Raw genomic sequence first — 22,878 nt, forward strand, 5'->3', positions numbered from 1 at the left:
CTATGAAATCATATTCTTTTTCTTTTCATTAGCTTCGATTTGCAATTTGCAGATTTCGTTAACTTTTGAAATTTTGATCTTTGATTTTCCGTTTTCTTTACTAACAACTCGCATATCTGTATCTATTGTTTTTCCTTTAGAGAACTCTATTAACTGTTGTATTGAAAAACCAAGACAAACACCTGGTTTCGTTGAATCAGAAAAATCAAGAATAGATGCAAACTTTCCAGTGTCTTGTTGATAATGTTTAATTACTTTGCCGCCATGTTCCTCTACAGTTTCGTCTATATTTTTTTGCTTTAATTTACCTGGAGCTCTTGATTCTTTAGCTATTTTGACAGTCATATTCTTATTTTCTTGATTCAATATCTCTTTACTGCAATCTAAAAAAGAAGGCAGAATATCTTCATCAAACAAGAATTTATCACCATATTGTGCTAACAAGGCAGATTTTTTTAGATACTGCAATTCTCTTTGATCTAAATTTTCAATTTGAATCTTATGGTAAGAATTTACAACGTTAGTAAAATGCTCAAAATTTTTTGAATTTTTTTTATTTTCACCGATTTTTTTATAGGTAAAAAAACTCATATCGGATATTAAAGACTTAACATTCTTTGTAAACATGATTTACCCTCGGTAAATTATTTATAATTACATTCATAACTATTAAATTATTTTAGTCAATAGTTTCAAACACTTCGTATTTATGAAAGTTTTCTTTAAAATACTTTTGTCACATAAAAAAAATAAAGGCGAAACAAAAGAAATTGAGCCATTTTCTAGATTGCTTAGATATTTTAAATAAATTTTAAATCATAAAAATATCAGGAAACAACCTGAATATGGGTTTAAAATAGTTAATATAAAGGCGGGAAAATGAGCAAAATCACAGGTCATAATAAAAATTAAGTGATTGTAAAATCACACTTAAAATATCGCCTATAGTTATTATATGGCAGTGTTAACAAAGTAAATTAAAGACCTTAAGACAAGCGATAGCGAAGAAAGAAAAGAAGGTGATATCGAGTTTATCAAAGCGTAAAGCGAGTCTTTTTTGTTCTTTTATGCTGAAGAAGAAACGTTCAATCGCAGAGCGTGTTTTGTATTTTTCTTTATCATTAGGTTGAATGCCGGTGCAAACAGCCCCTTTTCGTCGGGGTATCACAGGGCTCTTTCCACTATCCCGGATTAATTTTCTGACATCAAAAAAGTCAACTCCCTTATCAGCGATGATGTAGCTCACCTTCCTCCCATTTCCCTTTATCCACAGCTCAGTAAAGGCTTTCATATCGGAGCGCTGTCCTTCAGATAGACAGGCACTCCGGAGAAAGCGGCCTGAAAGACCCACGTGAATTTGAGTGCTCACGCCTTTTCGGCCGCGCCCTATCGATTGAGGTCCCTTTTTTTAAGGCTTCCTGAGCCGTGTCGGTGGATGGCGACCGTCGTACTGTCTACCCATGTACAGTCCATTTTGATTTTCTTTTTTTGTTGTAAACGATAAAGCAAGTTCCAGAACAAGCCATTTTCACTCCATCTTTTAAAGCGCATATAAATCGTATGCCAATGACCGTATAAATCAGGTACATCACGCCAAGGGATACCCGTTCTCAATACGTACAAAACAGCTGAAAAAAACTGATAATGACTGATGCTTGCAGGTCTACCTGGACGTTTATCATATTTTATAATATGAGGTTCGATTATTTTTATAAAATCACACTCTTTGAGCGGATAGTGCCTGTTTTTCATTTCTTTATCCCCCTAAAAAACAGAGAATATCTTAACATTAACTTTGTTAACAGTGCCATATTTGCACTACGAAGCTGAAAGATCATCTTGATGCCAAGTTGAGTGTGTTGGATTATTTGGCTTATTACAATAGTAAACGTCCCCACAGTGTACTGGGATATCTTTCACCCATGCAGTTTGAGCGAATACCATTAATCAATGTGTCTTAAAAATGTGTCCGGTTTTACTTGACCATTACAGTATTTAATGAAGTCGGATTCAGTTTTATCCGCTTCTTTGCTCTAGGTATTTTTGTAAGCACGGAGCACTTTGAGTCTGGAAGTCAATAACACTGAGGCTTGATGCGCTTGAATCACCCGCTTGGCAATGCGTGTAATTTTTTTTCATCACCAAATTGGTGACTTCTCGTTTCAATTCTGGCGTAAATTCTTGACTAAACATTTTTTGATACCTTCTCTTTACTGTCCAAATTTATCAGGCCAGAACAATTGGCCGGTCAGCCAACAACTTGCGATTAGATATGGTGTGGCTTTTAGTGCCATCGCTTTACAGTTCTTCAATACAGAGACTGCCGGTAGTAAGGTCGATTATTTTCATTACACCTTTATTACAATGGGGATGATCACGATATTATCAGGCTGGTTCTTTTTATTCTTAAAACCCCAAGATGGAGAGAATTTGATTAAAAGATCTGTTGTCAAAAAACTTCCATAAACCGCGTAAAAAATCAGGTCAAATTTCTACCTGAGAACCTAATTCAATCACCCTGTCTGGGGGAATTTCAAATTCATCAGGCTCATACATAGCATTACGACTGAGTGCAATGAATAATTTACCGCGCAGAAATAAATACCATGGCCGTTTGCTGAGAATTAAAGTCTCGCGAGATATAAAGAAAGAACTTTCCATCATTTTGCATGATAAACCTTCTAAACCACAACGATGAAAAATGTCTTCTACGTTCCGGATTTCTTTAAAACCATAATAGGCAACCACACGCCAAAAAGTGCCAGACAACTTTTCTATCGTGACTCTTCGAATATTATGTACATAAGGCACATCTTCCGTACGTAATGTGAGGAGAATCACTCTTTCATGTAAGATCTTGTTGTGTTTTAAGTTATATAAAAAAGCAAAAGGGATCACATTCACAGTATGAGATAAATATACCGCTGTCCCTGGCACTCTGATGGGAGAATTTTTTTCAAGAGAAGAGATCATGGCTTCTAAAGAATTATTATGCTGGTACATGCGGCGGAGCATCCGAAAACGTTCACTTTTCCAAGTGATCATAATAATGAATATCAGCAAGCCCAATGTCAGCGGTAACCAGCCACCTGAAAAAAATTTCAGAGAATTGGCTGAAAAAAGGGGAATATCAATGATTAAAAATGAAAATAAAAGCAAACCAACACAAACTGGATTCCAGTTCCAATTTTTGAGTGCAACAGCACAGATAAGAATGCTCGTTAATACCATGGTGCCTGTGACAGCAATGCCATAAGCTGCGGCCAGATTGCTAGAATGTTGAAAATTGATAATGACCAAAACAACGCCGATATACAGTGTCCAATTCACCATCGGGATATAAATCTGACCTGATTCCATCTCTGAAGTATGAATAATTTTCATGGGAGGCAAATAACCTAAACGTACCGCTTGTCTTGTCAATGAAAACACGCCAGAAATAACGGCTTGTGAAGCGATAATAGCAGCTAGCGTTGCCAATATTAATAAAGGAATCAAAGCCCATTCTGGTGCTAATAAAAAGAAAGGATTTTTAATAGCGGCGGGGTTTTTTAGCAGCAAAGCACCTTGACCAAAATAGTTGAGCACTAAAGAGGGCAATACAATACTGAACCAAGCTAAACGAATCGGAGATTTACCAAAATGGCCCATATCTGCATAGAGTGCTTCAACCCCTGTAACGGCTAGGACGATGGCTCCTAAAACAAAAAAAGAGGCAAGTTGATATTCTTTAAAAAAGGAAATGGCCCATTTAGGATGAACAGCTTTCAGGACTTCGGGATTTATTAAAATACCGGAAATACCCAGTAAAGCTAAAGTTAAAAACCAAATCAACATAATAGGCGAAAAAAATCGACTGACACTGCCAGTACCGTGTTTTTGAATTAAAAAAAGCAGAGTCAACAGCCCTATAGAACAGGGCACAATATAAGCCTCCAAGGAGGGAGCGGCTATTTCGAGCCCTTCAATCGCAGAGATCACAGAGACAGCGGGAGTGATCACCACTTCACCATAAAAAAACCCAGCAACAATCAGCCCAATCATCACAAGAATAGACGTCACACGAGGAGTTGTATTGCGTCCCGCCAAAGACATCAGAGTTAAAATACCTCCTTCACCTTCATTGTCGGCACGCATAACATGAACTAAATATTTTAGGGAAACGATTAAAATCAGTGCCCAAAAAATGAGCGACAAAAAACCAAACACGACATCAGGTTGAACACTAAAATTATAATAGCCCGAAAAACATTCGCGTAATGTATAAAGCGGACTGGTACCTATATCGCCATAAACGATGCCAATGGTCGCCAAAGAGGCAGCAGATAAAGATTTTTTATTTTTTTTATTCATCATTATTTTTTAAATAAATGGATGTTACATCCCATAGCATGGCATACAGAGCGAAGATATTTTCAATTTTATTAAAATAGACCTCTTTCGAAACCGTAGAGAAGGTCGCGACTTCTGCGTTGCCCGGTGCTCGGAATCCTCATGTACAGGTCAAATTTTGATAACCGGCCTTCGCTGTTTGTGTTTTGTGTTGCGTACCACATTTGCCAATATGCTGCATATTGCCACTTTCGCGTTTTTGCATAAATTAAAAGGGATTATCTTTGTTATTGGTGGAGGAGGCATTGCGATGTATTACATTTTACGGCACAGGATAACTATACCATTCCTTTAAAGTGGGTATTTTTCCCTACTTAATCACACTGAATTTAATGAAGCCTTTTTGAAGGAGCGCTCATTGATTGAAACCATTTTTGAACAACTCAAAAATCTCTGGACAATAGAACACACTCGTCATTATTCATTGCCGTTCATGAACGGGTTATAGAGCAGCCTCAAAGTTGCCCTTATTTTTTTTGAAAAATGCTGAGCCGTAGCAACTTCAACTATTTCCTCTTGCAGGCTTTTGATACATTATTGAGTTCTAATAAACTATTAAGGCTGTTTTTTTAATTTTCTTCGAAAATCTTAGCGCTAATTGGCTCGTACGTTGATGCTAACCTGGGAACATGAAATTCTGGTTGAAAAAAATATGTCTTCCTGTATTGAGCTCTGAACTTCCTGGAAGGCAATTGAGAGCAAAATTTCTAAAGATTTTATCTATTTCTCTTAATTCGTTAATCATGTTTAAAGATAGAGCTTCTTTCATATGCTGATATGAAAATATTGGATTTTTGCTTGAATGGAGATCTGTTACTTTTTTGAAGCTCTGATAATCACAGTCATCAAAAAAATCTGGAAAATTTTCTTTTATATTTAGTTTTTTAGCCCCAGGTACAGAATGATTAATATCTAACTCATTATTAAAGTGATCAGTTAATATCATGTATCCATATTTCATACGAGAATCATTTTCATTAAAAATAGTGAAGTTTACTGATGTAATTTTTATTTAATTTTTTGTAAATAAATTTTGCCTCTGTAAAATGACGATAAATAAGATTTCATGATCTGTGGCTAAGCGATTTAAATTTAGTATAAGACATAAAGAATCAATTCGAATGAGTTTACTATGAGTTATTCACTTTATACGATTAATATTATTTCGTTTAGCAGTGGCAGTGTTAACAAAGTCTTAAGATAAGCTCTGTCTTTTTGAGAATGATAAAAAATGAGAAACAGACAGACATTATCCCATAAAAAGAGGGCTTTGTTCGGTTACTCGTAATTGACTTCCTATTCTAAATTTTAGGTGGTTCTATGATTTTGTGGCATGCCAATCGAGTGAATTAATACTCCACAGGCTATCATCATTTCTTGTTCTTGATGCGCAAGTTCTCGTGCAATATAAAAGAACTGCTTTTCGCGTCAACAAGCAACGCTCCTAATGTACTGCTATTGATTCGGATACAGCGTCATAAAGCGTTCTGAATCTTTTACCATTGATTCGGTGCCGACAAAAAAAGGAGATCTTTGATGAAGCGTCTCTGGCGTGATGTCTAAAATTCTATGGCTTCCATTACTGGCTTTGCCTCCGGTCTGCTCTGCTAAAAAGGCCATAGGGTTGCATTCATAAAGTAATCTTAATTTACCCTCAAGATGACAAGTTGTATTGGGATAAATATAAATTCCCCATTTCAATAAATTACGATGAAAATCGGCCACTAAAGAGCCTATGTAACGAGAATTATAGGGCCGTTGTGTGTCGGTATCTTCTTCTTGGCAGTAGTATTGAATAGACTTCTTCGGAAACTCTCATTTATCTCATTTTCATGTTATAAATTGCGGCAATGAGATGAAATCTTAATCCAAAACGTTTTCGCCGGTTTCGATACCGATCTGATACTATTTTAAATCTTTTAATCATACCAATGACATTTTCGTTTAATACCCCCTGGCTTGATAACTCACGATTGTTCCGTTTGTCTTCTTTTTAACGGATTCTTCTTTGTCTTTTTCTTAGGCAACCCCGAGTTTGAATGAATCTTGCCAAGCCCCTGGTCACCTGTATCTGTCACTGTTTTGATTTCAGGATGTATTCTTACACCAGACTCCTTGAACAACCTGAAATCATGACCTCTCCCATGAGTCAAGGCTGTACAGAGCACTGCTTTGCTTTTTTTATCCACGATTACCTGGGTTTTTAAGGTGTGTCATTTCTTTTTCCCTGAGTAAAACCGCTTTTGTTTTTTTTGGGACGCTCAATTGGCATTTCTGTGGCATCAATAAGAACCACCTCATACTCCCTATCACTTTTTAATCACGCTTTGCGTCCCGGTAGGGTGAAATCAGGATGCTTTATGAGCGTATTCTCTATCCATTTAATCGTTTCACAGCAGCTGCTCTCACTCACCCCATAGCTTTGGCTCAGATGAAAATAAGGGTGATATTCTCTTATATACTCAAGAGCCATTAATAATCGGTCTTCTATACACAGCTTGGGTTTCCGACCTCCTTTCCCTTGCTGACACTTATCTGAGTCATTCAATATCTTGAGCATCTTTTCAAATATACTGCGTTTCACTCCGGTTAAGCGCCGAAATTTTTCCTCTTCCAGTCCCTTTATTACTTCATATTTCATCGGGGCTCCTTTTTCGGGAGATTTTTACCAAAATTCCTACATGAATGAGAGTTTCCGAAGAAGTCTAATGTAGCCAGGAAATGATTATGTGTGTAACCGGATTTTGGCAAATTTTTAGGTGTAGGTGTATTAGATGCAGAGATAGATTCAAAAGAGTTTAAATTTTTAGGGTTGACTTCTAAAAAGGAGGTTCTATTAGATTGATTCAGTACAAATTTTTTATTAACAAACATTTTTAAATTCCCTAATATTTTTTAGGGAATTTATTGATAAATTGAATAAGCCTCCAAGTATTTTTATATTACGCTTTTGATAGGCATAATTCGTGTATTTTTGATTTAATTTTGGTTGTTTTTTGTCTAAATGTTATATCCTTTTAATAAAGATAAATATCAAAAACCGATCCGCTTTTTTATTTAATTTATCAAAATGCAGCATTCGGTGTGTGCTACTTGATCGGCGTGAGGAACACTAAGGAGTTAATTCGACAAAGCTTAACGGCAGCCCAAAAACTGAACCCATGTCCTGTCGCCCAAAAACGGTATTCACGACGTGCGGCTGATGGAATGCACTCATTGCCTGAGTGATCCCACTCAGCGAGCGGTCAGCATGATCGAGTAAATCACTGAGCGCGACTGGCCAATCTTGATGAAACCCATTTTCGGTGGCACTGCGTTTGAGCAGCGCTCTCATATGATATTCCTTATTCGCTATCCATAATTTTTCGATTTGATGTTTCTCTGAAGCAAAGTAATCCTCGATCTTGATGTCACCCGCCTTTTTGCCTTCACCTGTCGCAATTAAAATATAGAGATGGTCACCTTGTTTTCGTAGTTTAACGTCCTTTTCAGTGATCTCACCCAGTAATACCAGGACATTATTACCCCCGATTTCTTTGATAACATCATCGCCATCACCCACTGTGTAAAGGTAGGTATCATCTCCCTCGCCTCCCTCCAGTCGGTCATTTCCTGCGTTACCTTGAAGGGTATCCTTGCCGATGCCAGCATAGAGATGATCACTGCCGGCCCCACCGGCAAGAAAATCATCACCGCCTTCACCATAGAAGGTTTTGTCTACTTTTCTAAACTGACCCGTTCGATCTTTAGCCACGATCACAATGTCATTATCTGTGCCCCCATAGACCTTGACATCCAGGTCGCTTTCATCGATTACGCTATCATCACCCGCCAACGCACGAAAAGTATTTTCGGTCAATACCGCCGCATTAGATAATTTAACCAGATCGTTGCTCGAGCTGGCCTGCTCTTTAAAGTTATCTTGTTGCTTGCCTTTTTTGAATTCACCAGTGGGCTCATCAAAGTCAGCCATGTAAATATGGGCCTGGCCGTCTGCGCCTTTCTCTAAAAGATAGCTGTCCCCTGTTTTATCGATGATGACCATATGTTGATAACGTTTATCCTGCATAAAACGACGAAGGCGCAGTTCAAGGATACCTACGGCAATTTGGGGTGTCGCCGCACTTAACACCAGATCATGGTCATCTTTGACAGTAAGTGTATTCAATTGATCCATAGAAACAGACTTGAGAACAATCAAATCTGTCTTGGGGCTGTCTGTCTCATCCTCGTTATCAATCGTGATGGTTTTTTTCATGTAAGGTGTAGAGTCAATCTCATAGATATCAGCGCCCGGCCCTCCTTTTAAAAGGTCATTACCGAGCGTGCTGGATAATAGTTCATCGTTATGATGACCCTCTATTTTATCGTTATACCCAGTATCTCTTAAGCTCAATGTTAGCCATTTCGGTAGGACCGTTTTTTGCTCCCCCACGTTGATTTCACTGTATCCTTCAGGATTTTTCTGTATGAATTCAATCACACCGTTTTCTGCGGCCGGGCTGCCAAGAAAGGCGCTTCTTTTAAGATCGTAGACAGGGACATATTGCCCAGAAATTAATGGAAGTGGCCAGGTATCTACACCTTGCTGTTTTTGTTTATCGGCGACTTTTAAGGTTTCTGGCCAACTCATCACATCAATCTGTATGCCATCACGCGTGGTGAGGCTATAGCGATCATGGGATTGCAGTTGCGTGCCATCTTTGGAAAGCCTGTAAGTGTCTTCTAAATCAACTTGGGTGGTGGTTCCGTTGTCATTGGTGAGCAGAATACGTAAGGTGTAATTGTCTCTGTATTCCCATTTTGGGTTTACCCAAGCCGCGTCTTTTTTGATCAATACAATCGATTGAATTTGTGTTACATCGTGTTGCAGCACAACGTGATTGTGTTCTGCTGTGACACTACCGGTATCTATGATGTCTATCTCGGCTTTTCGGTTGTCGGTATTTTGCAAAACGCTCGTGCTGTCTTCTCCCAGACCTCCGTCAGCCAGGCCATTCGATAATGCGAGCATATCATTGCCCGGCATACCATAGAGTACACTGCGCCCCCTCGGAGAAATGAGCTGGTTATTATCCTCATCACCATACATCCGGTTATGTAATGACGTATCCCCGATCAGCCTGCTCATCTTGATAACTCGGGCATCTGGCACAGGCAAAGAAGCGCCAGACTGTTTTTTTGAAAGATCAAAAATAACAGCAGAGTTAGAGTCCTGTTTTTGAGTATTATCTAAAGATGCCACATATTGAGCCGACAGCACGGGGAGTGGGCAGATTTCTGTATTGTTATCATCTACTTTGATGCGCTCAGGCCAGCTCGTTGTATCAAGTTGCACACCGTCGTGGGTAGTTAAGCTGTAGCGACCACATAACTCAAGTTGCGCGCCATCTGCAGAGCGCCGATAGCCATCTGCTAAATCCAGTTGGGTGCGGGTACCATTATCGTTATTCAGAAGGATACGCAGGGAATAATGGCCTTCGGTTGAGCCTTTTTTAACCAGGGTGATTGACTTGATTTGCTTCACACTGTGTTTCAATATGACGTGGCTTCTTTCTCCTTTTGCTCCTCCGTCTATGATGTCTATACAGGCATCTTTCCCGGTGTCATTTTGCAGGATGATGTAGCTGTCTTCTCCTTCCCCTCCGTAAGCAGAACCTTGTTCTAGGGTTAAGGTATCATTTCCCCCTAAACCATAAAGCAAACTTTCACCCCCTTGACCATTGAGCTGGTTGTCATGCTCATTACCCATGATTGTGTCATTGAGTGTAGCATGCCCTATAATGTGCTCAATATCGGTAATTTGGGCCATTTTTTCCATACGGGGAATCTTCCCTCTTCCCTTGTAGTAAATATATCCGTCTACAAGTCTAACCAAATAACCGTCAACCTCTTCAGGGGTGGCTTGAATGACCAGAGTATCTTCGCCCCCTTGACCATCAAAATGACTGCCGATGAAGTCCTCACGAGTAGAATCCTGACTGCTACCGCCTAAGTAAAACAGATCATTTAAAGCTCTACCTGTGTATTTTTTTGCCCCTTTCCCGCCTAAAAAGATATTACGCCTTCTTCTATAACCGATGGCCTGGTCATTGCCATCCCCGAGATTAAACAGAATACTGCCATCCGCTCTGTTATTATCCAGATTATCTAATGAAAAGGCATTTTTTATAGAGTCAGTGTCAGAAGCGTCAAATATATCATCTACTTCCTTAAATATTGGGGTATGATAGTATTCACTGGTTTCTACGAATTCCAGGTTTTGATAAACCCATTCCCAGTTATTTCCATACCGATTTTTCAATTCCTGTTTTAATTCATTCCTGCTTTTTTCCAGGTCTTCGACCCTACTGAAACAATCGACCATATTGTTAATGTGGTCGACGTCTTCCACTGTTGAAAGTGTGACCATCTCAGGTGACAGAATATGTAATTTGAAATACGGTTGCGATTTTAAATTGAAATCTTTAAGACTATAAACATAGCGATAAACATTCTTAAGCCCTTTGTCTGAAAGCATTTTCATCGCATTTTTTTCTAAAAATATATCGCACATCTCACGATATTCGCCGCGCTGGCTATTAGCCAGTCTGTTTTGTATTTCTTTTGACGGGGGCCGCGCCCAAAATGTTCTCCAGCCTGTTTCCCATTTGTCGCCTACACTTAAATAAATCTGTTTCTCTATCTCTTCAACTTGACGTACCGCCGAATAGATTTGTCCCCCAGCCAGCAATACGCCACCAATAACAAGCCCGATGGGCCCTGCCATAGCAGCGGCACTGCCGCCAACAATAAAAGCCGCCGCCGTACCGATGCCAACGACAGCCCCTGCCACTGACAGGCTTCCTGAGACAATCAGATCCTGGCGAACATCAGGGGCTGTTTCAGTATCAAGTTTCGAAAAAGCCTGATAAGCATCGTAGACATCAAAACCGGTACCCAACAAACTGAGAACGGGGCCACCGACTTTGATCAGGCGTGCTTTTGTCGCTATGTGAGAAATAGGTTTGCTCACATTGTTGATCATGATAGAAGAGGCCATTTTACTCAGCGCATATTGCCCGATATCAATACCTGCATTCGTGCCAAAAGAAACGATGGCAAAGTTTCGTTCAAATTCAATCCTCTGACTTTGTTCTGGTGTTAACCCCTCCTGCTTTAATGCCTGTTCATAATTGGAGATAACTTGAGATCTAAAATAATAACCGAGTCCAGATATACCCAAGCCAGCATAATTGACGACCTTATTCATTCGATGGACCAGATTTTTTGTCTGTATCGCACGCATCAATTCAGGTTTGACGGTAAACGTCCCATCAGAGTGGCATTTTGTATGGCTATTCACCTCATTGAGTAAGTTTAATGTCTTTTTCGCAATGGCATGATCTTCTAGTACCCCGCGTTTGAGCAGAGGCGAAGTATCGACATCCGCGGCGTTCATTCTTTCCTTGATGAGACGCAGCGCGGGTTTAAGAGCAGGATCATTGAGATCATGACGGGTTAAAAAATCGTGCAATTGTTGAGGCCCAAAGCTGAGTTTTTTTAACGAAGCAGGCCCAATGTCATTGAGCTGCTCGGCCGTCACGGGTCTGCCTTCAAAGTTGACCCCCATATCCAGTAAGGTTTTAAGAGACAGAACATGCTGTGTTTGCCGTTGGTGGGTTTTCTGTTGCCCTGCCAGGCTGTGTTGGAGCCTAAAGGTGTCTGTTTGACCTTGGCTTCCAGGTCTTGTAATCGTTGTTGAGCCGCCTGATTCCATATCCAGCTGAACTAATACCGAATCAGGGTGTTTCCCCGTAAAATCAGGAGCTGCCTTAGAAATAATCGCATCGTTCTCCATCTGAATAGTCGGTTGACGGCCATCGTAGTTGGTGCTACCCCCACCTGTTTTGGTGGTCACCTGGGGTTTTTCCCAATGCTCCACATCGGTGTTTTTAAGCGCGGGATGCGTATCTGATTTTGGTACTTGTTTTATTTGATTATGATTAGGGGAGGCATTGTCGTGTGATGCAATGGCTTGATCGGCTTCCTGGCCAAGACCATTGATTGATAATAAGTGACGTAACGGAGCAGGATCTATTTTGTTGATTGGTGGTAAATGAGGGTCTAAATGCGGTTTTGAGTTCAATGATCCCCGTGTTTGAAGCTGATCTAATTCTGGATGCTGAGGGGGCCTGTTAGCATTGATTTGAGATGGTAAGGTATTTTTTTGATTTCCATATTGGGTCATGACCGGCGTTAAGTCCAGGCCAGGGCTTTTTTGACGCCGCGCCTCTAATCTTTCTGGGGAGGGTTCAAAATCAGCATAAATCGCTGTTTTTATGTTATTGTTTCCTAATGCTTTTGCTTCTTCTAATTCACTAACGGTAACCTGGCCGCCTCCAAATACCAAAAATTCACCTGTCCTATGGATATCCTCTTTCTTGGTGGCGACATATACCATGTAAGATTTGCCGCCTTCATCTAACACTTTCCATGTTTCGTTTGGGTCGTTTACAAAAAACACCTCATCACAATAGGGAAAGTTGCTGTAATACTTCTTGGCTTCTTCAGATACGATGCCTATTGTTCGAATATGTGCGACGTGAAAGTTGCACCACAGAAGTCCCTTGAAAAAGGGTAAGGTTGATCCGAAACCTTATTGCCACTTACTCGGTGCAAGAGGAGTAATTCTCTTGTGCTAAGCGAGAATGAAAGCCTAACTAAAGTATTAAGCTGAATAAGAAATAGGGGCAAGGCAAAACTGAAATGGGTTGAATAAAGTGAATCTCCGTTATTAAAATGTCGTAAGCAAGTAAAACACGAAATCAGATGTGACGTGTTATGGGGAAGTTTAACGACAGTTAGAAACGGGTAAAGAAGAGTGTTCGTTCTTTACGACGGATCCCGTTCCCCGGCATAGAGGAGGCAGCCCACTCAATGTATCTTCATGGTGTGAAACACGGTAACCCCATTAATCTTTTAGTGTTGATGTAAATACTAAGAGACAGTGGGCATAAGACGTTCCAAAAAGCGAAGGCAATCAGCCGAAAGGCAACTGGAAATCATAACAGGATTGATAGAGGTAATTACTTTACTCTGAAAAGAGGCTGACGTGGAACGGGTGACTTACCCATATAATCCTTTACCAAGGTTATGAATTGATTTAGAAGAGTTAGATGCCTATGGCAAACGTAATAAATCAAAACTATGAACAACAACTGGAATGGCATGCTATTAACTGGCGTGTTGTGACAGCCATGATTAATAATCTAAGGCAAAGAATATATAGGGCTTCAGCAACAGGTGACTTAAAGAAAGTCAGAAATCTGCAAAAACTCATGATGAAATCAAGAGCTAACCATCTTCTGGCTATCAGGAAAGTCACTCAGGTCAATCGGGGAAAACACACGGCTGGAGTAGATAATCAGGTAATTAATGACCATAAAGGACGAGAACATCTTTATAAGTTATTAAGCCAAACAACTTCAGAAAAGGTTTATCCAGTAAAACGAGTTTACATAGCAAAAAAGAATGGAAAAAAACGCCCTCTTGGGATCCCAACCATTCTCGACCGCTGTAGACAAGCGATAGTTAAATCGGCGCTGGAACCTTATTGGGAAGCAAAATTTGAACCAGTCAGCTACGGATTTAGACCGGGGCGAAGTGCCCATGACGCAATACAAAAAATTTTCTGTATTGCCAGAGCACGAGGGACACGGCACTGGGTACTAGATGCAGATATTAAAGGCGCATCTGACAACATTGACCATAATTTTCTCATAAAAAAAATCGGGGGATTCCCCGAAAGAAACATGATTAAACAATGGTTACAAGCCGGTGTGCTGGAACATGGCAACTATATACCCAATGTTGCAGGTACTCCGCAAGGCGGGATTATCAGTCCACTACTGGCCAATATTGCACTCCACGGAATGGAGACCTTACTGGGTATTCAATACTGGAAAAACGGCACGCCAAAACAAGGGCAACCTTATGCAGTAGTTCGTTATGCGGATGATTTTGTCGTATTCGGTAAATCCCGTGAAGAGTGCGAAACTGCCAAAATAAAGTTGCAAATTTGGTTAGCTCAGAGAGGGTTAGCTCTTTCTGAAGAAAAAACCAGTATCAAACACTTGAAGGAAGGATTCGACTTCCTGGGATTTAATATACGACATTATGACAATCGCCACAGAAAACGGGGATATATATTGTTAACGAAGCCCTCAAAGGAGTCGATGAAAAGGTACAAACAGCAAATGAGAATGACCTGGAAAGGTATTATCGGTATGCCGACACAAGAAGGAATAAGACAACTGAATGCCAAGATAATAGGATGGTGTAATTACTATCGTATTGGTGCTTCAAAAAGAACATTCAGTGCATTAGACCAATGGATGTGGATCCGCCAACGTAGATATTTGTATCGACGTCATCCCAATAAACACTGGTGGTGGCGAAGAAAACACTACTTAGGCAAGATACCAGGTAGAGAAGACTATTCAGTATTTATGGATAAATCAACCGGTGGATTTCTTTGGAAGCATGCATGGACAAAAATACAGCGTCATTGGCTAGTTCCAAAAAATGCTTCCCCCGACAATCCGGAATTGCGTGACTATTGGCGTAATAGGCAGGCACGTAAACAGCCTTTTATTTACGGTGTCAAAGTTAACCTCTATAAGCGACAGAAAGGTTATTGTCCTCTCTGTGATCAAGAGTTGGACAATGGTGAACAATTGCATGTTCATCATATTCAGCCTAAAGCTGAAGGGGGTGACAACAAGCTGGCTAATCTAAGATTGTTACATGCTAATTGCCACAGACAATTACATAGCAAAAAAGGAAAAATGTTGAAGTGAGTAAGTTGCGTGAGCCGTATGCGGGGTAACTCGCACGTACGGTTCTTGAGGGAGTGGGCACTTGCGGCCTGCTTACCTAATCAGCGTCAGTATCTTATCAGCTAAGGAATGTGCCAATATGCAAACTAGGGGTACGATTACGAGTTCTAATCCTGTGAGCTGTGATCGTCTACGTCGTGTCAATTTTAGACACGTCAACTTTAACGGGGTGATAAAAACTGGCAATATTGTTGTTCTTGATTCTGTTGCAGAACAAGTCGAAGGAATTTTTTCTGAATTATTCAAACAACGTTTTCCCATCCATAAGGCTGTGGTTATAGAACATTATCAAGGTAATGATGAAGCATCTATGGTTGATAACAACACATCCGATTTTAATGGGCGTTCAATAACAGGTGGAGCCTCCTGGTCGAAACACGCCTATGGCGTCGCCATTGATATCAACCCATTGCAAAATCCTTATATATCATATCCCGAGGAGGGTAGTGCTAACATACTTCCGCCCAGCAGTAGCAAATTTTTTGTAAACAGAAATAACAATCGTCCAAATAAAAAGCAACGAGTAGGCATGGCAGAAAATGTGATCGATGTTTTTGCTCGCCACGGTTTCATCATATGGGGTGGTGATTGGGATACTCCTATTGACTATCAACACTTTGAAGTAGGAAGTTACAATTTTATTCATAAACTCATCAATCAATCGCCTGACTCTGCTCGTCAAATGTTTAATCAGTATGTTAATCATTATAATGATTGTATATCAAAACATATTCAAAAAGACTATGCGTCAAAACGTACCATTTGTATAAACGAAGTTCGTCAGTAAATAAAAAATATTTATCATATAGAAATAAAAAACATATCTGAGAATGAGAAATACAAAATATTTTTAATAAAAAATAAAATAACCTGGATTATTGTTTGCTCTCTGATGATACAAATGTATCAATATTTAAACAGAAATATATTCGCCATTACTGCCTCTTTAAGTTTCACCCTTTTTTTTTATAACTGAAAAATACTTTTTTGATCAATAGATTGAAGTTGAAGGAAAAAACCGCTCAAGTTGCAAAACCGAAATTTTTTCCTATAATTATTTAAAATAACAAAACGTATTTTCATCAAAAATGATGATTCAAAAAAATTATTCGACAAATCATATAAATGATATAAAGGTACCATAAATGAGAAAAAAAATTTTTATCGCGTCAATTTTATTAGCTGGATGCTGTTTGACAGCGGCGGCAAAAACTGTAGATAAAATCATCGTTTTTTCTACCGAAAAATCAAAAGGAGCTCTTTCTATAGGTAGACAGCAGACTTATACAAAAACATTTGATATTGCTTTAAGCAATAATAGTCAACAAGATATAGAACTATCAACTTCATGCTTAAAAGCCTTCGATTCGAATGGAAAAGAATTTAAACTTGATACAGTAGATGAAAAATTAATTCCAAATAAGTTAAAAAAAGGAGAATTAGTGAAAGGAATTGCCATGTTTGTATCGGATGACGCTTCAGTTTATGGCGCAAATATAGTAAGGCTGGTCAAAGAGTGTGATAAAAAAGTTTAATCGCAGTGGTTTTGTCGTGCTTAGGGTCAAAATCAAGTAAAAATCATATACTAAATTGACCGTATCAAATAATCTATCAAACAGTGAAACAAGAAAGCACTGGTGTGATTTCTGGCATCACGCCATGCCAGAGATAAAAAGAATACGCCGCTTGAGCCACCAACATACCCAGCCCATCAGCATAGTGAATCACTCTTTTTTGTTTTATCCAATCAATAAAAATCGTTTCAGATGCCTGAGCGGAATAAAACATATCGTAGCAACGACTGTTGTTGAAAAAGAGACAAGCTGGTAAATCAGGTACTTCACCAAACAGACCAGATGTGGTGGCATTGATGATCAAATCAAAAGAGCTGCCTTCGAGGGCGCCTATCTCTGATACCTCTATTTTATCAAGGTGCTGAAATAACCGTCCCAATTTTTGAGCGCGACTCAAGGTACGATTGGTGATAACGAGCTCGCAAGCCTCTTTCAATAATGAAGGGATGACGCCCTGTGCTGCCCCTCCAGCTCCAATTAATAAAATACGATCCCCAGGCATCAACAGATTTAATCTTTTTAAATCAGTTAATAAACCGATCCCATCTGTGTTATCGCCCAATAATTGATTTTTATCTAAAAGCTTTAATGTATTCACAACTCCCGTGCATTTTGCGTGTTCTGTGTGTTGATCACAAAGCCGGTATGCTCGTTCTTTAAAAGGCGTTGTAATATTCGCACCGAGCCCACCTTGGGTGAAGAAATCACTGACGATGGATTCAAAGTCTTCGTGAGGCACTTTTATTTTGCAGTAAGGATGATGAATGCCGGTTTGCTCTGCGAAGCTTTGATGAATTTGGGGAGATAGGCTGTGTTCAATAGGGTGACCAAAAACCGCATAGCTTTCGACAATCGGCTCTTTAGCTAAAGGCATCATGATCTCTGATCCATATGTTCAAATGAAATTATGCTGTTTATTTCTTGTTTTGTGAGTAAACGATACTGGCCCGGCATCAGTGCTTCATCCAATTTGATACTGCCAATCTGCATACGGTGTAATTCTGTGACATGATGACCTATCGCCGCAAACATGCGTTTAACTTGATGATAACGACCTTCAGTGATGGTCAATTCCATCGATTGAGGTGTTACAATTTTTAATTGTGCAGGACGCGTTAGAGTTTTTTCATTTTTAAGGCGCAAACCGTCCAAAAAATTTTGTGTTGGATCGTGAGAAATTGGAGAAGCCAGAGTCACCCAATAGGTTTTTTTACAATGATATTTTGGTGAAGTCAGACGATGCGACCACTGACCATCATCCGTCATTAACACTAATCCTGTGGCATCTATATCTAGACGTCCTGCGGCGTGCAGTTCACCAGACACTGTTTCATCAAAAAAATCATTCACGACAGGATGATGAGGGTCTCGGGTAGAACAGAGATATCCCTTGGGCTTATTGAGCATAAAATAACGCCCCGTTATGGGATATTTCAATAATTGCTGATCAAATAACACTTTTTGTTCAGGTAATAATTTGACTGCTCCGTTCGTTATCACTTTTGAATCTAGTATGACCCGCTTTTCTTTTAAGGCCCGTGTCACCTGTTTTCGACTTTTTCCCAATTGATGAGACAAAAAACGGTCTAATCGCATTGAATGAATTGTATTCATAATAACGTTTTTAGGATGTTTCTAAATTTAAAATACTGATCCACATAGGGCCTTTGCCGACAGGGTAACGAGAAAGGAGTGACAATTTTCCTGTTAATGAATGAATACGATAAACAGCAATTTTATTTGAAAGCTGTCCTGCAGAGATTAAAAACTGCCCACTGTGATCGATATTAAAGCCTCTTGGCTGTGCCTCTGTTGATTGATAGCCTACTAAGGAAAGTACAATCCCCTCTTCTGATACTTTAAAAATACTCAGCATATGAGAAGTACGATCAGTGGTATACAGGTAACGCCCATCAGGCTTCATATGAATATCAGCCGCCCAAGGCTGACCAACAAAGCCTTCAGGTAAAGCGTTCACTGTATTAATTAAAGTATAATTTTTGCCTTTATCCCTGATCAAATACAGATCAATCGAGCTTTTTAATTCATTGATACAGTAAGCAATTTTATTGTTAGGATGAAATGTCATATGTCGAGGTCCGGCACCTTTTGATGTGATGAGCTCAGCTGGATAATGGGGGCTCAATGTCCCTTCTACGCTCAACTCAAAAAGCTTTATCCGATCTTCTTTTAAACACGGAATGAACAATACTTTACCTGTGAGATCGAAATTAACTGAATGAGGCGCGCCTAAATTGGTTAATTGTTCACTCCATTTTTGCACAATCCCTTGATGATCAATCGGGCTGATACTGACAGAGTTTCCACTGTAAGAAGCGGAAAATAAAAAACGTCCGGCTGGATCTGTTGTGATATATGTAGGCCCCGCCGGTAAAGCTGCAGTGCCAACTTCCTCTAATTGACCGTCATCAGCGATATGATAAGTGACGACAGAAAATTCAGGTCGCACTCCCGCGTATAAATGGCCTGTATTCGGGTTGATGGCCATAGGTTGTACTTGGCCTGAGACTTTTTTTGTTTGGATCAGGGTCAATTGGCCAGCTAAATTTAATTGAAAAACATCAATCTGGTGGCTCTCAGAACTTGCTACATAAACGATTTGTCGCATCCTGACTCCTTGTTTTTTAAAGCGAAGATGAGTGGTCATTTTTGTGTGATATTAAGTTGAAAATTTTGCCAAAACCATAAATCAGCGACAGAATCATAGTGATCATTACAGGCACCATGAGCAAGGCAAACAAGAAACTTTTTAATAATTCAAACATGGCTAACAAACCCCAAAACGTAATTTAATGAATACTGACAATCAGTATAGTCAATCAATTTATCGATCGTCATTAATTGAATGGTCGTTAAATATACAATAGACTATTTATAAAACCTATGTATGGTATGAATTTTCACAAAACATACGAATATATGCATCACAACGACCCCCTTACAAAAAACCAGTTTATAAAACTCAGCTTATCAAAGTTTTTTAAAGGCAATCATTTCAGTGATAAATTTAAAAACAATAAATGAAATTAAAACTTTTTTGCTTTTTTTGCAGAAAAAAATTTGTGACGACATCAAAAAAGTCGAAAACGATGGGGAGTGTAAAGAAACAAAATGGGAAAAAAACGAAGGAGGGGGCGGCATCAGCTGTATTCTCTCAGGCGGCTCGGTGTTTGAGCAGGCGTGCGTTAATTTTTCAGAAGTTTTTGGCCCATCCCTTCCTGTCTCTGCAACTTTGTCTCGCCCAGAATTAGCAGGACATGCTTATCGAGCACTCGGGGTTTCGATCATTATCCATCCTATCAATCCGTATGTACCAACCAGTCATGCAAATGTTCGATTTTTTATGGCGGAAAAACCAGGCGTTGCTCCCGTTTGGTGGTTTGGTGGGGGGTTTGATCTTACTCCATTTTACGGTTTTGAAGAGGATGCTCGTCATTGGCATCAGACAGCCTGCGATCTTTGCCAACCTTTTGGTAATAATCGGTATCAAGAATATAAAAAATGCTGTGATGATTATTTTTTTCTCAAACACCGCAACGAAGCAAGAGGTATTGGTGGATTATTTTTTGATGATCTGAATAAGCCCGATTTTTTAAACTGCTTTGAGTTTATCCAAGCAGTAGGAAATGGCTTTTCAAAGGCTTATTTTCCTATTGTTAAACGTCGTAAAATATTTTCTTGGGGGAAGAGAGAACGCCAATTTCAGCTTTATCGCAGAGGCCGTTATGTAGAATTTAATTTAGTTTGGGACAGAGGCACTCTTTTTGGTTTACAGAGTGGTGGGCGTACTGAATCTATTTTGATGTCATTGCCCCCGCTGGTTCGTTGGGAATCAAATTATCAACCTGAGCCAAACAGCCCTGAAGCTGCTTTATACCAAGATTTTTTACCCGTCAAAGATTGGCTGGCTTTGCCTCGAAGCACCGTTCATCGCTGATTTTAACCCATAAACACATGATTTTTAAATCATTAAGAATCGCTGAAAATAATATTCAGTTTTTAAAACTGAACTTAGGTTAAAAATTATTCGATTTTTAGCATTAAATTATCTATAATCCGAAGCTCCCGCCTTACAGTATCAATGGCTCCCAAAATTATACCACCCACTATTCGAAGGGATAGATGAGTCGGAATTAATCCTGGTGTAAACGAAAAAACAGGTTTGAACGATTGAACCTTCACCAGTCTGTGACTTAATGATTAATTGAGTAAGTTTCAATGAAAACTTTTACAGCTAAAAAAGAGACAGTAGAGCGAGACTGGTATTTGGTTAACGCAGATGGCAAGACCTTAGGTCGTCTTGCAACTGAGTTAGCTCGGCGTCTCAGAGGAAAACATAAACCAGAATATACCCCTCATGTTGATACTGGTGATTATCTTATTGTGATTAATGCAGAAAAAATTTCTGTAACGGGCAAGAAGCGTAAAGATAAAATTTATTATCGCCATACAGGATATGTGGGTGGTATCAAACAAACCACATTTGAAGAGATGATTGCCCGTCATCCTGAACGGGTCATTGAAATTGCCGTTAAAGGGATGCTTCCTAAAGGCCCTCTTGGGCGTGCAATGTACCGTAAACTGAAAGTTTATAAAGGGGCTACGCATCATCATATCGCGCAGCAGCCAAAAGTTCTGAACATTTAATTGAGATGATAGCAATGGCTGAGAATCAACATTATGGCACTGGTCGCCGAAAGAGTTCTGCGGCTCGGGTTTTTATAAAACCTGGCAGCGGTAATATCGTCGTAAACCAACGCAGTCTAGAAGTATATTTCGGGCGAGAAACCGCTCGAATGGTTGTTTATCAACCATTAGAGCTATTGAATATGATGAATAAATTTGATCTGTATATTACGGTAAAAGGAGGCGGGATCTCAGGTCAAGCTGGGGCTATTCGCCACGGTATTACGCGTGCACTTATGGCTTACGATGAGTCTTTGAGACCCGAACTACGTAAAGCAGGTTTTGTGACGCGCGATGCCCGAGAAGTCGAACGTAAAAAAGTAGGCTTCCGTAAAGCAAGACGGCGTCCACAATTTTCGAAACGTTAGTACTTACTTTTTATATATCATTTAAATAATTTAAATAAACCTTATCAGGATCTCTGTTAGGGTCTATTTATCTTTTTTGTTGTTTACACGTATTTATTATTAAGCCTATCTCGATCAGATCTGCAAAACATCCCTAAAATCTGGTAGACTATGTCGTCTTTGGAATAACTATTTTTTAAAGTTTGGAGATTTTTTATGTCTGTTGCCGCTAATAAATGTTCGGTAATAACGCTTTTTTCAGGGTCCACAGACATCTTTAGCCATCAAGTTCGTATTGTACTGGCAGAAAAAGGAGTCAAAGTTGTCATTAAATATGTTCAAGAAGATGAACCTCTTCCTAAAGATTTTATCGAACTTAATCCTTCTGCTAGCCTGCCAACTTTAGTAGATCGTGATCTCACCTTGTATCGATCAAGCATTATAATGGAATATTTAGATGAACGATTCCCCCATCCCCCTCTGATGCCCGTTTATCCGATGATTCGTGGACATGCTCGTTTGATGATGCACCGCATTGAAAATGATTGGTACAGTCTATTTGATAAAATTCAAAAAGGGCCTGCTTCGGAAGTGGCATCGGCTCGTCAACAATTAAAAGAAGAATTATTAGCATTGGCTCCGATGTTTCAGCAAAAACCTTATTTTATGAGTGATACATTTAGCTTGATAGATTGCTATTTAGCGCCTCTATTATGGCGTTTGCCTGAATTAAACATCAAGTTCGATGAACTTGTGTCTGGCGTAAAAGAATTAAAAAATTATATGACTCGTATTTTTGATCGTGATCCGTTTCTTGCGTCTTTGACCGAAGCTGAATCTCAAATGAATCCCTTTCATCAAGAGACTGCTTTCAAAACGCTCACCAAAGCGGTGAATTCAAGGCGCCCTGAGTACTGTCATCAGAACCTATATAGAAGTCATGAGGATAGCGAGTGACTGGTTTATTAAAGAAAAGAC

General features: G+C 39.4%; 19 protein-coding genes and 4 pseudogenes. 10 read left to right on the forward strand and 13 right to left on the reverse strand.

The features are described 5' to 3' along the window. The 3 genes from HDEF_RS05630 to HDEF_RS05640 form a co-directional block, all read right to left on the reverse strand. Positions 1-627 carry a hypothetical protein gene (locus tag HDEF_RS05630; protein WP_015873689.1) on the reverse strand — a complete coding sequence of 209 codons (627 nt, stop codon included), beginning with the start codon at positions 625-627 and terminating at the stop codon, positions 1-3. Between the two features lie 337 nt (positions 628-964). Further along, positions 965-1,369: a transposase gene (locus HDEF_RS05635; protein ID WP_158530960.1), complete on the reverse strand. Its 405-nt coding sequence runs from the start codon at positions 1,367-1,369 to the stop codon at positions 965-967. 17 nt (positions 1,370-1,386) lie between these two features. Beyond that, on the reverse strand, positions 1,387-1,752 hold the full coding sequence (locus tag HDEF_RS05640) for a transposase (protein WP_012737981.1): 366 nt from the start codon (positions 1,750-1,752) through the stop codon (positions 1,387-1,389). Positions 1,753-1,844: 92 nt separating this feature from the next. Between HDEF_RS05640 and HDEF_RS11530 the strand changes: the two are divergent. Beyond that, positions 1,845-1,961 (forward strand): annotated as a pseudogene (locus tag HDEF_RS11530) (IS3 family transposase); the annotation flags it as partial. 55 nt (positions 1,962-2,016) lie between these two features. On the opposite strand, the gene HDEF_RS12535 reads toward HDEF_RS11530, so the two are convergent. After that, the gene (locus tag HDEF_RS12535; protein ID WP_015873690.1) at positions 2,017-2,193 is read right to left on the reverse strand and encodes a hypothetical protein; all 177 of its coding nucleotides are present in this window, start codon (positions 2,191-2,193) and stop codon (positions 2,017-2,019) included. Here HDEF_RS12535 and HDEF_RS05645 point away from each other — a divergent pair. Further along, positions 2,182-2,466 (forward strand): hypothetical protein, encoded by a 285-nt coding sequence (locus HDEF_RS05645; RefSeq protein WP_100141692.1) that lies wholly within the window; start codon positions 2,182-2,184, stop codon positions 2,464-2,466. The genes HDEF_RS12535 and HDEF_RS05645 overlap by 12 nt on opposite strands. An 18-nt stretch (positions 2,467-2,484) precedes the next feature. On the opposite strand, the gene kup is transcribed toward HDEF_RS05645, so the two are convergent. Beyond that, the gene (kup, locus tag HDEF_RS05650) at positions 2,485-4,353 is read right to left on the reverse strand and encodes a low affinity potassium transporter Kup (protein ID WP_015873691.1); all 1,869 of its coding nucleotides are present in this window, start codon (positions 4,351-4,353) and stop codon (positions 2,485-2,487) included. Positions 4,354-4,723: 370 nt separating this feature from the next. Between kup and HDEF_RS11535 the strand changes: the two are divergent. Further along, positions 4,724-4,819, forward strand: a pseudogene (locus tag HDEF_RS11535) (transposase); the annotation flags it as partial. A 189-nt stretch (positions 4,820-5,008) separates the two neighbouring features. Here HDEF_RS11535 and HDEF_RS05655 read toward each other — a convergent pair. The 4 genes and pseudogenes from HDEF_RS05655 to HDEF_RS05675 all read right to left on the reverse strand — a co-directional run bounded on the left by HDEF_RS05655 (position 5,009) and on the right by HDEF_RS05675 (position 12,898). Beyond that, a complete protein-coding gene (locus tag HDEF_RS05655; protein ID WP_095033944.1) occupies positions 5,009-5,338 on the reverse strand; it encodes a hypothetical protein in 330 nt (109 codons plus the stop codon). Between the two features lie 509 nt (positions 5,339-5,847). After that, positions 5,848-6,198 (reverse strand): annotated as a pseudogene (locus HDEF_RS05660) (class 1 fructose-bisphosphatase); the annotation flags it as partial. 13 nt (positions 6,199-6,211) lie between these two features. Continuing rightward, a pseudogene (locus HDEF_RS11540) lies at positions 6,212-7,033 on the reverse strand (IS5 family transposase). A 471-nt stretch (positions 7,034-7,504) separates the two neighbouring features. After that, positions 7,505-12,898 carry an RTX-family protein-16 gene (locus HDEF_RS05675; protein ID WP_015873695.1) on the reverse strand — a complete coding sequence of 1,798 codons (5,394 nt, stop codon included), beginning with the start codon at positions 12,896-12,898 and terminating at the stop codon, positions 7,505-7,507. A 652-nt stretch (positions 12,899-13,550) separates the two neighbouring features. Between HDEF_RS05675 and ltrA the strand changes: the two genes are divergently transcribed. The 3 genes from ltrA to HDEF_RS05690 all read left to right on the forward strand — a co-directional run bounded on the left by ltrA (position 13,551) and on the right by HDEF_RS05690 (position 16,807). Further along, the gene (ltrA, locus tag HDEF_RS05680) at positions 13,551-15,233 is read left to right on the forward strand and encodes a group II intron reverse transcriptase/maturase (protein ID WP_015873696.1); all 1,683 of its coding nucleotides are present in this window, start codon (positions 13,551-13,553) and stop codon (positions 15,231-15,233) included. Between the two features lie 118 nt (positions 15,234-15,351). Further along, positions 15,352-16,059, forward strand: coding sequence for a M15 family metallopeptidase (locus tag HDEF_RS05685; protein WP_015873697.1), 708 nt, complete (start codon positions 15,352-15,354; stop codon positions 16,057-16,059). 358 nt (positions 16,060-16,417) lie between these two features. Then, positions 16,418-16,807: a DUF4354 family protein gene (locus HDEF_RS05690; RefSeq protein WP_015873698.1), complete on the forward strand. Its 390-nt coding sequence runs from the start codon at positions 16,418-16,420 to the stop codon at positions 16,805-16,807. A 76-nt stretch (positions 16,808-16,883) separates the two neighbouring features. On the opposite strand, the gene aroE is transcribed toward HDEF_RS05690, so the two are convergent. Genes aroE through HDEF_RS11545 form a run of 4 tightly spaced genes read right to left on the reverse strand, consistent with a single transcriptional unit; the run spans position 16,884 to position 19,632 of the window. Further along, positions 16,884-17,699, reverse strand: a complete 816-nt coding sequence (aroE, locus tag HDEF_RS05695; protein WP_044612527.1) for a shikimate dehydrogenase — start codon at positions 17,697-17,699, stop codon at positions 16,884-16,886. Between the two features lie 20 nt (positions 17,700-17,719). After that, complete coding sequence (rsuA, locus tag HDEF_RS05700; RefSeq protein WP_015873700.1) at positions 17,720-18,442, reverse strand: 16S rRNA pseudouridine(516) synthase RsuA; 723 nt, start codon at positions 18,440-18,442, stop codon at positions 17,720-17,722. A gap of 28 nt (positions 18,443-18,470) precedes the next feature. Beyond that, positions 18,471-19,475, reverse strand: a complete 1,005-nt coding sequence (gene pgl, locus HDEF_RS05705) for a 6-phosphogluconolactonase (protein WP_015873701.1) — start codon at positions 19,473-19,475, stop codon at positions 18,471-18,473. A gap of 16 nt (positions 19,476-19,491) precedes the next feature. After that, the gene (locus tag HDEF_RS11545; protein ID WP_086934997.1) at positions 19,492-19,632 is read right to left on the reverse strand and encodes an AcrZ family multidrug efflux pump-associated protein; all 141 of its coding nucleotides are present in this window, start codon (positions 19,630-19,632) and stop codon (positions 19,492-19,494) included. A gap of 236 nt (positions 19,633-19,868) precedes the next feature. Between HDEF_RS11545 and hemF the strand changes: the two genes are divergently transcribed. The 4 genes from hemF (at position 19,869) to sspA (ending at position 22,857) form a co-directional block, all read left to right on the forward strand. Next, a complete protein-coding gene (gene hemF, locus HDEF_RS05710) occupies positions 19,869-20,804 on the forward strand; it encodes an oxygen-dependent coproporphyrinogen oxidase (RefSeq protein WP_044612528.1) in 936 nt (311 codons plus the stop codon). A 281-nt stretch (positions 20,805-21,085) separates the two neighbouring features. Then, the gene (rplM, locus tag HDEF_RS05715; RefSeq protein WP_015873704.1) at positions 21,086-21,514 is read left to right on the forward strand and encodes a 50S ribosomal protein L13; all 429 of its coding nucleotides are present in this window, start codon (positions 21,086-21,088) and stop codon (positions 21,512-21,514) included. Positions 21,515-21,528: 14 nt separating this feature from the next. After that, positions 21,529-21,921 (forward strand): 30S ribosomal protein S9, encoded by a 393-nt coding sequence (gene rpsI, locus HDEF_RS05720; RefSeq protein ID WP_015873705.1) that lies wholly within the window; start codon positions 21,529-21,531, stop codon positions 21,919-21,921. 195 nt (positions 21,922-22,116) lie between these two features. After that, the gene (sspA, locus tag HDEF_RS05725) at positions 22,117-22,857 is read left to right on the forward strand and encodes a stringent starvation protein SspA (protein WP_015873706.1); all 741 of its coding nucleotides are present in this window, start codon (positions 22,117-22,119) and stop codon (positions 22,855-22,857) included. Positions 22,858-22,878: the final 21 nt, after the last annotated feature.

Source organism: Candidatus Hamiltonella defensa 5AT (Acyrthosiphon pisum) (assembly GCF_000021705.1).
GTDB classification, from domain to species: Bacteria; Pseudomonadota; Gammaproteobacteria; order Enterobacterales; family Enterobacteriaceae; genus Hamiltonella; species Hamiltonella defendens.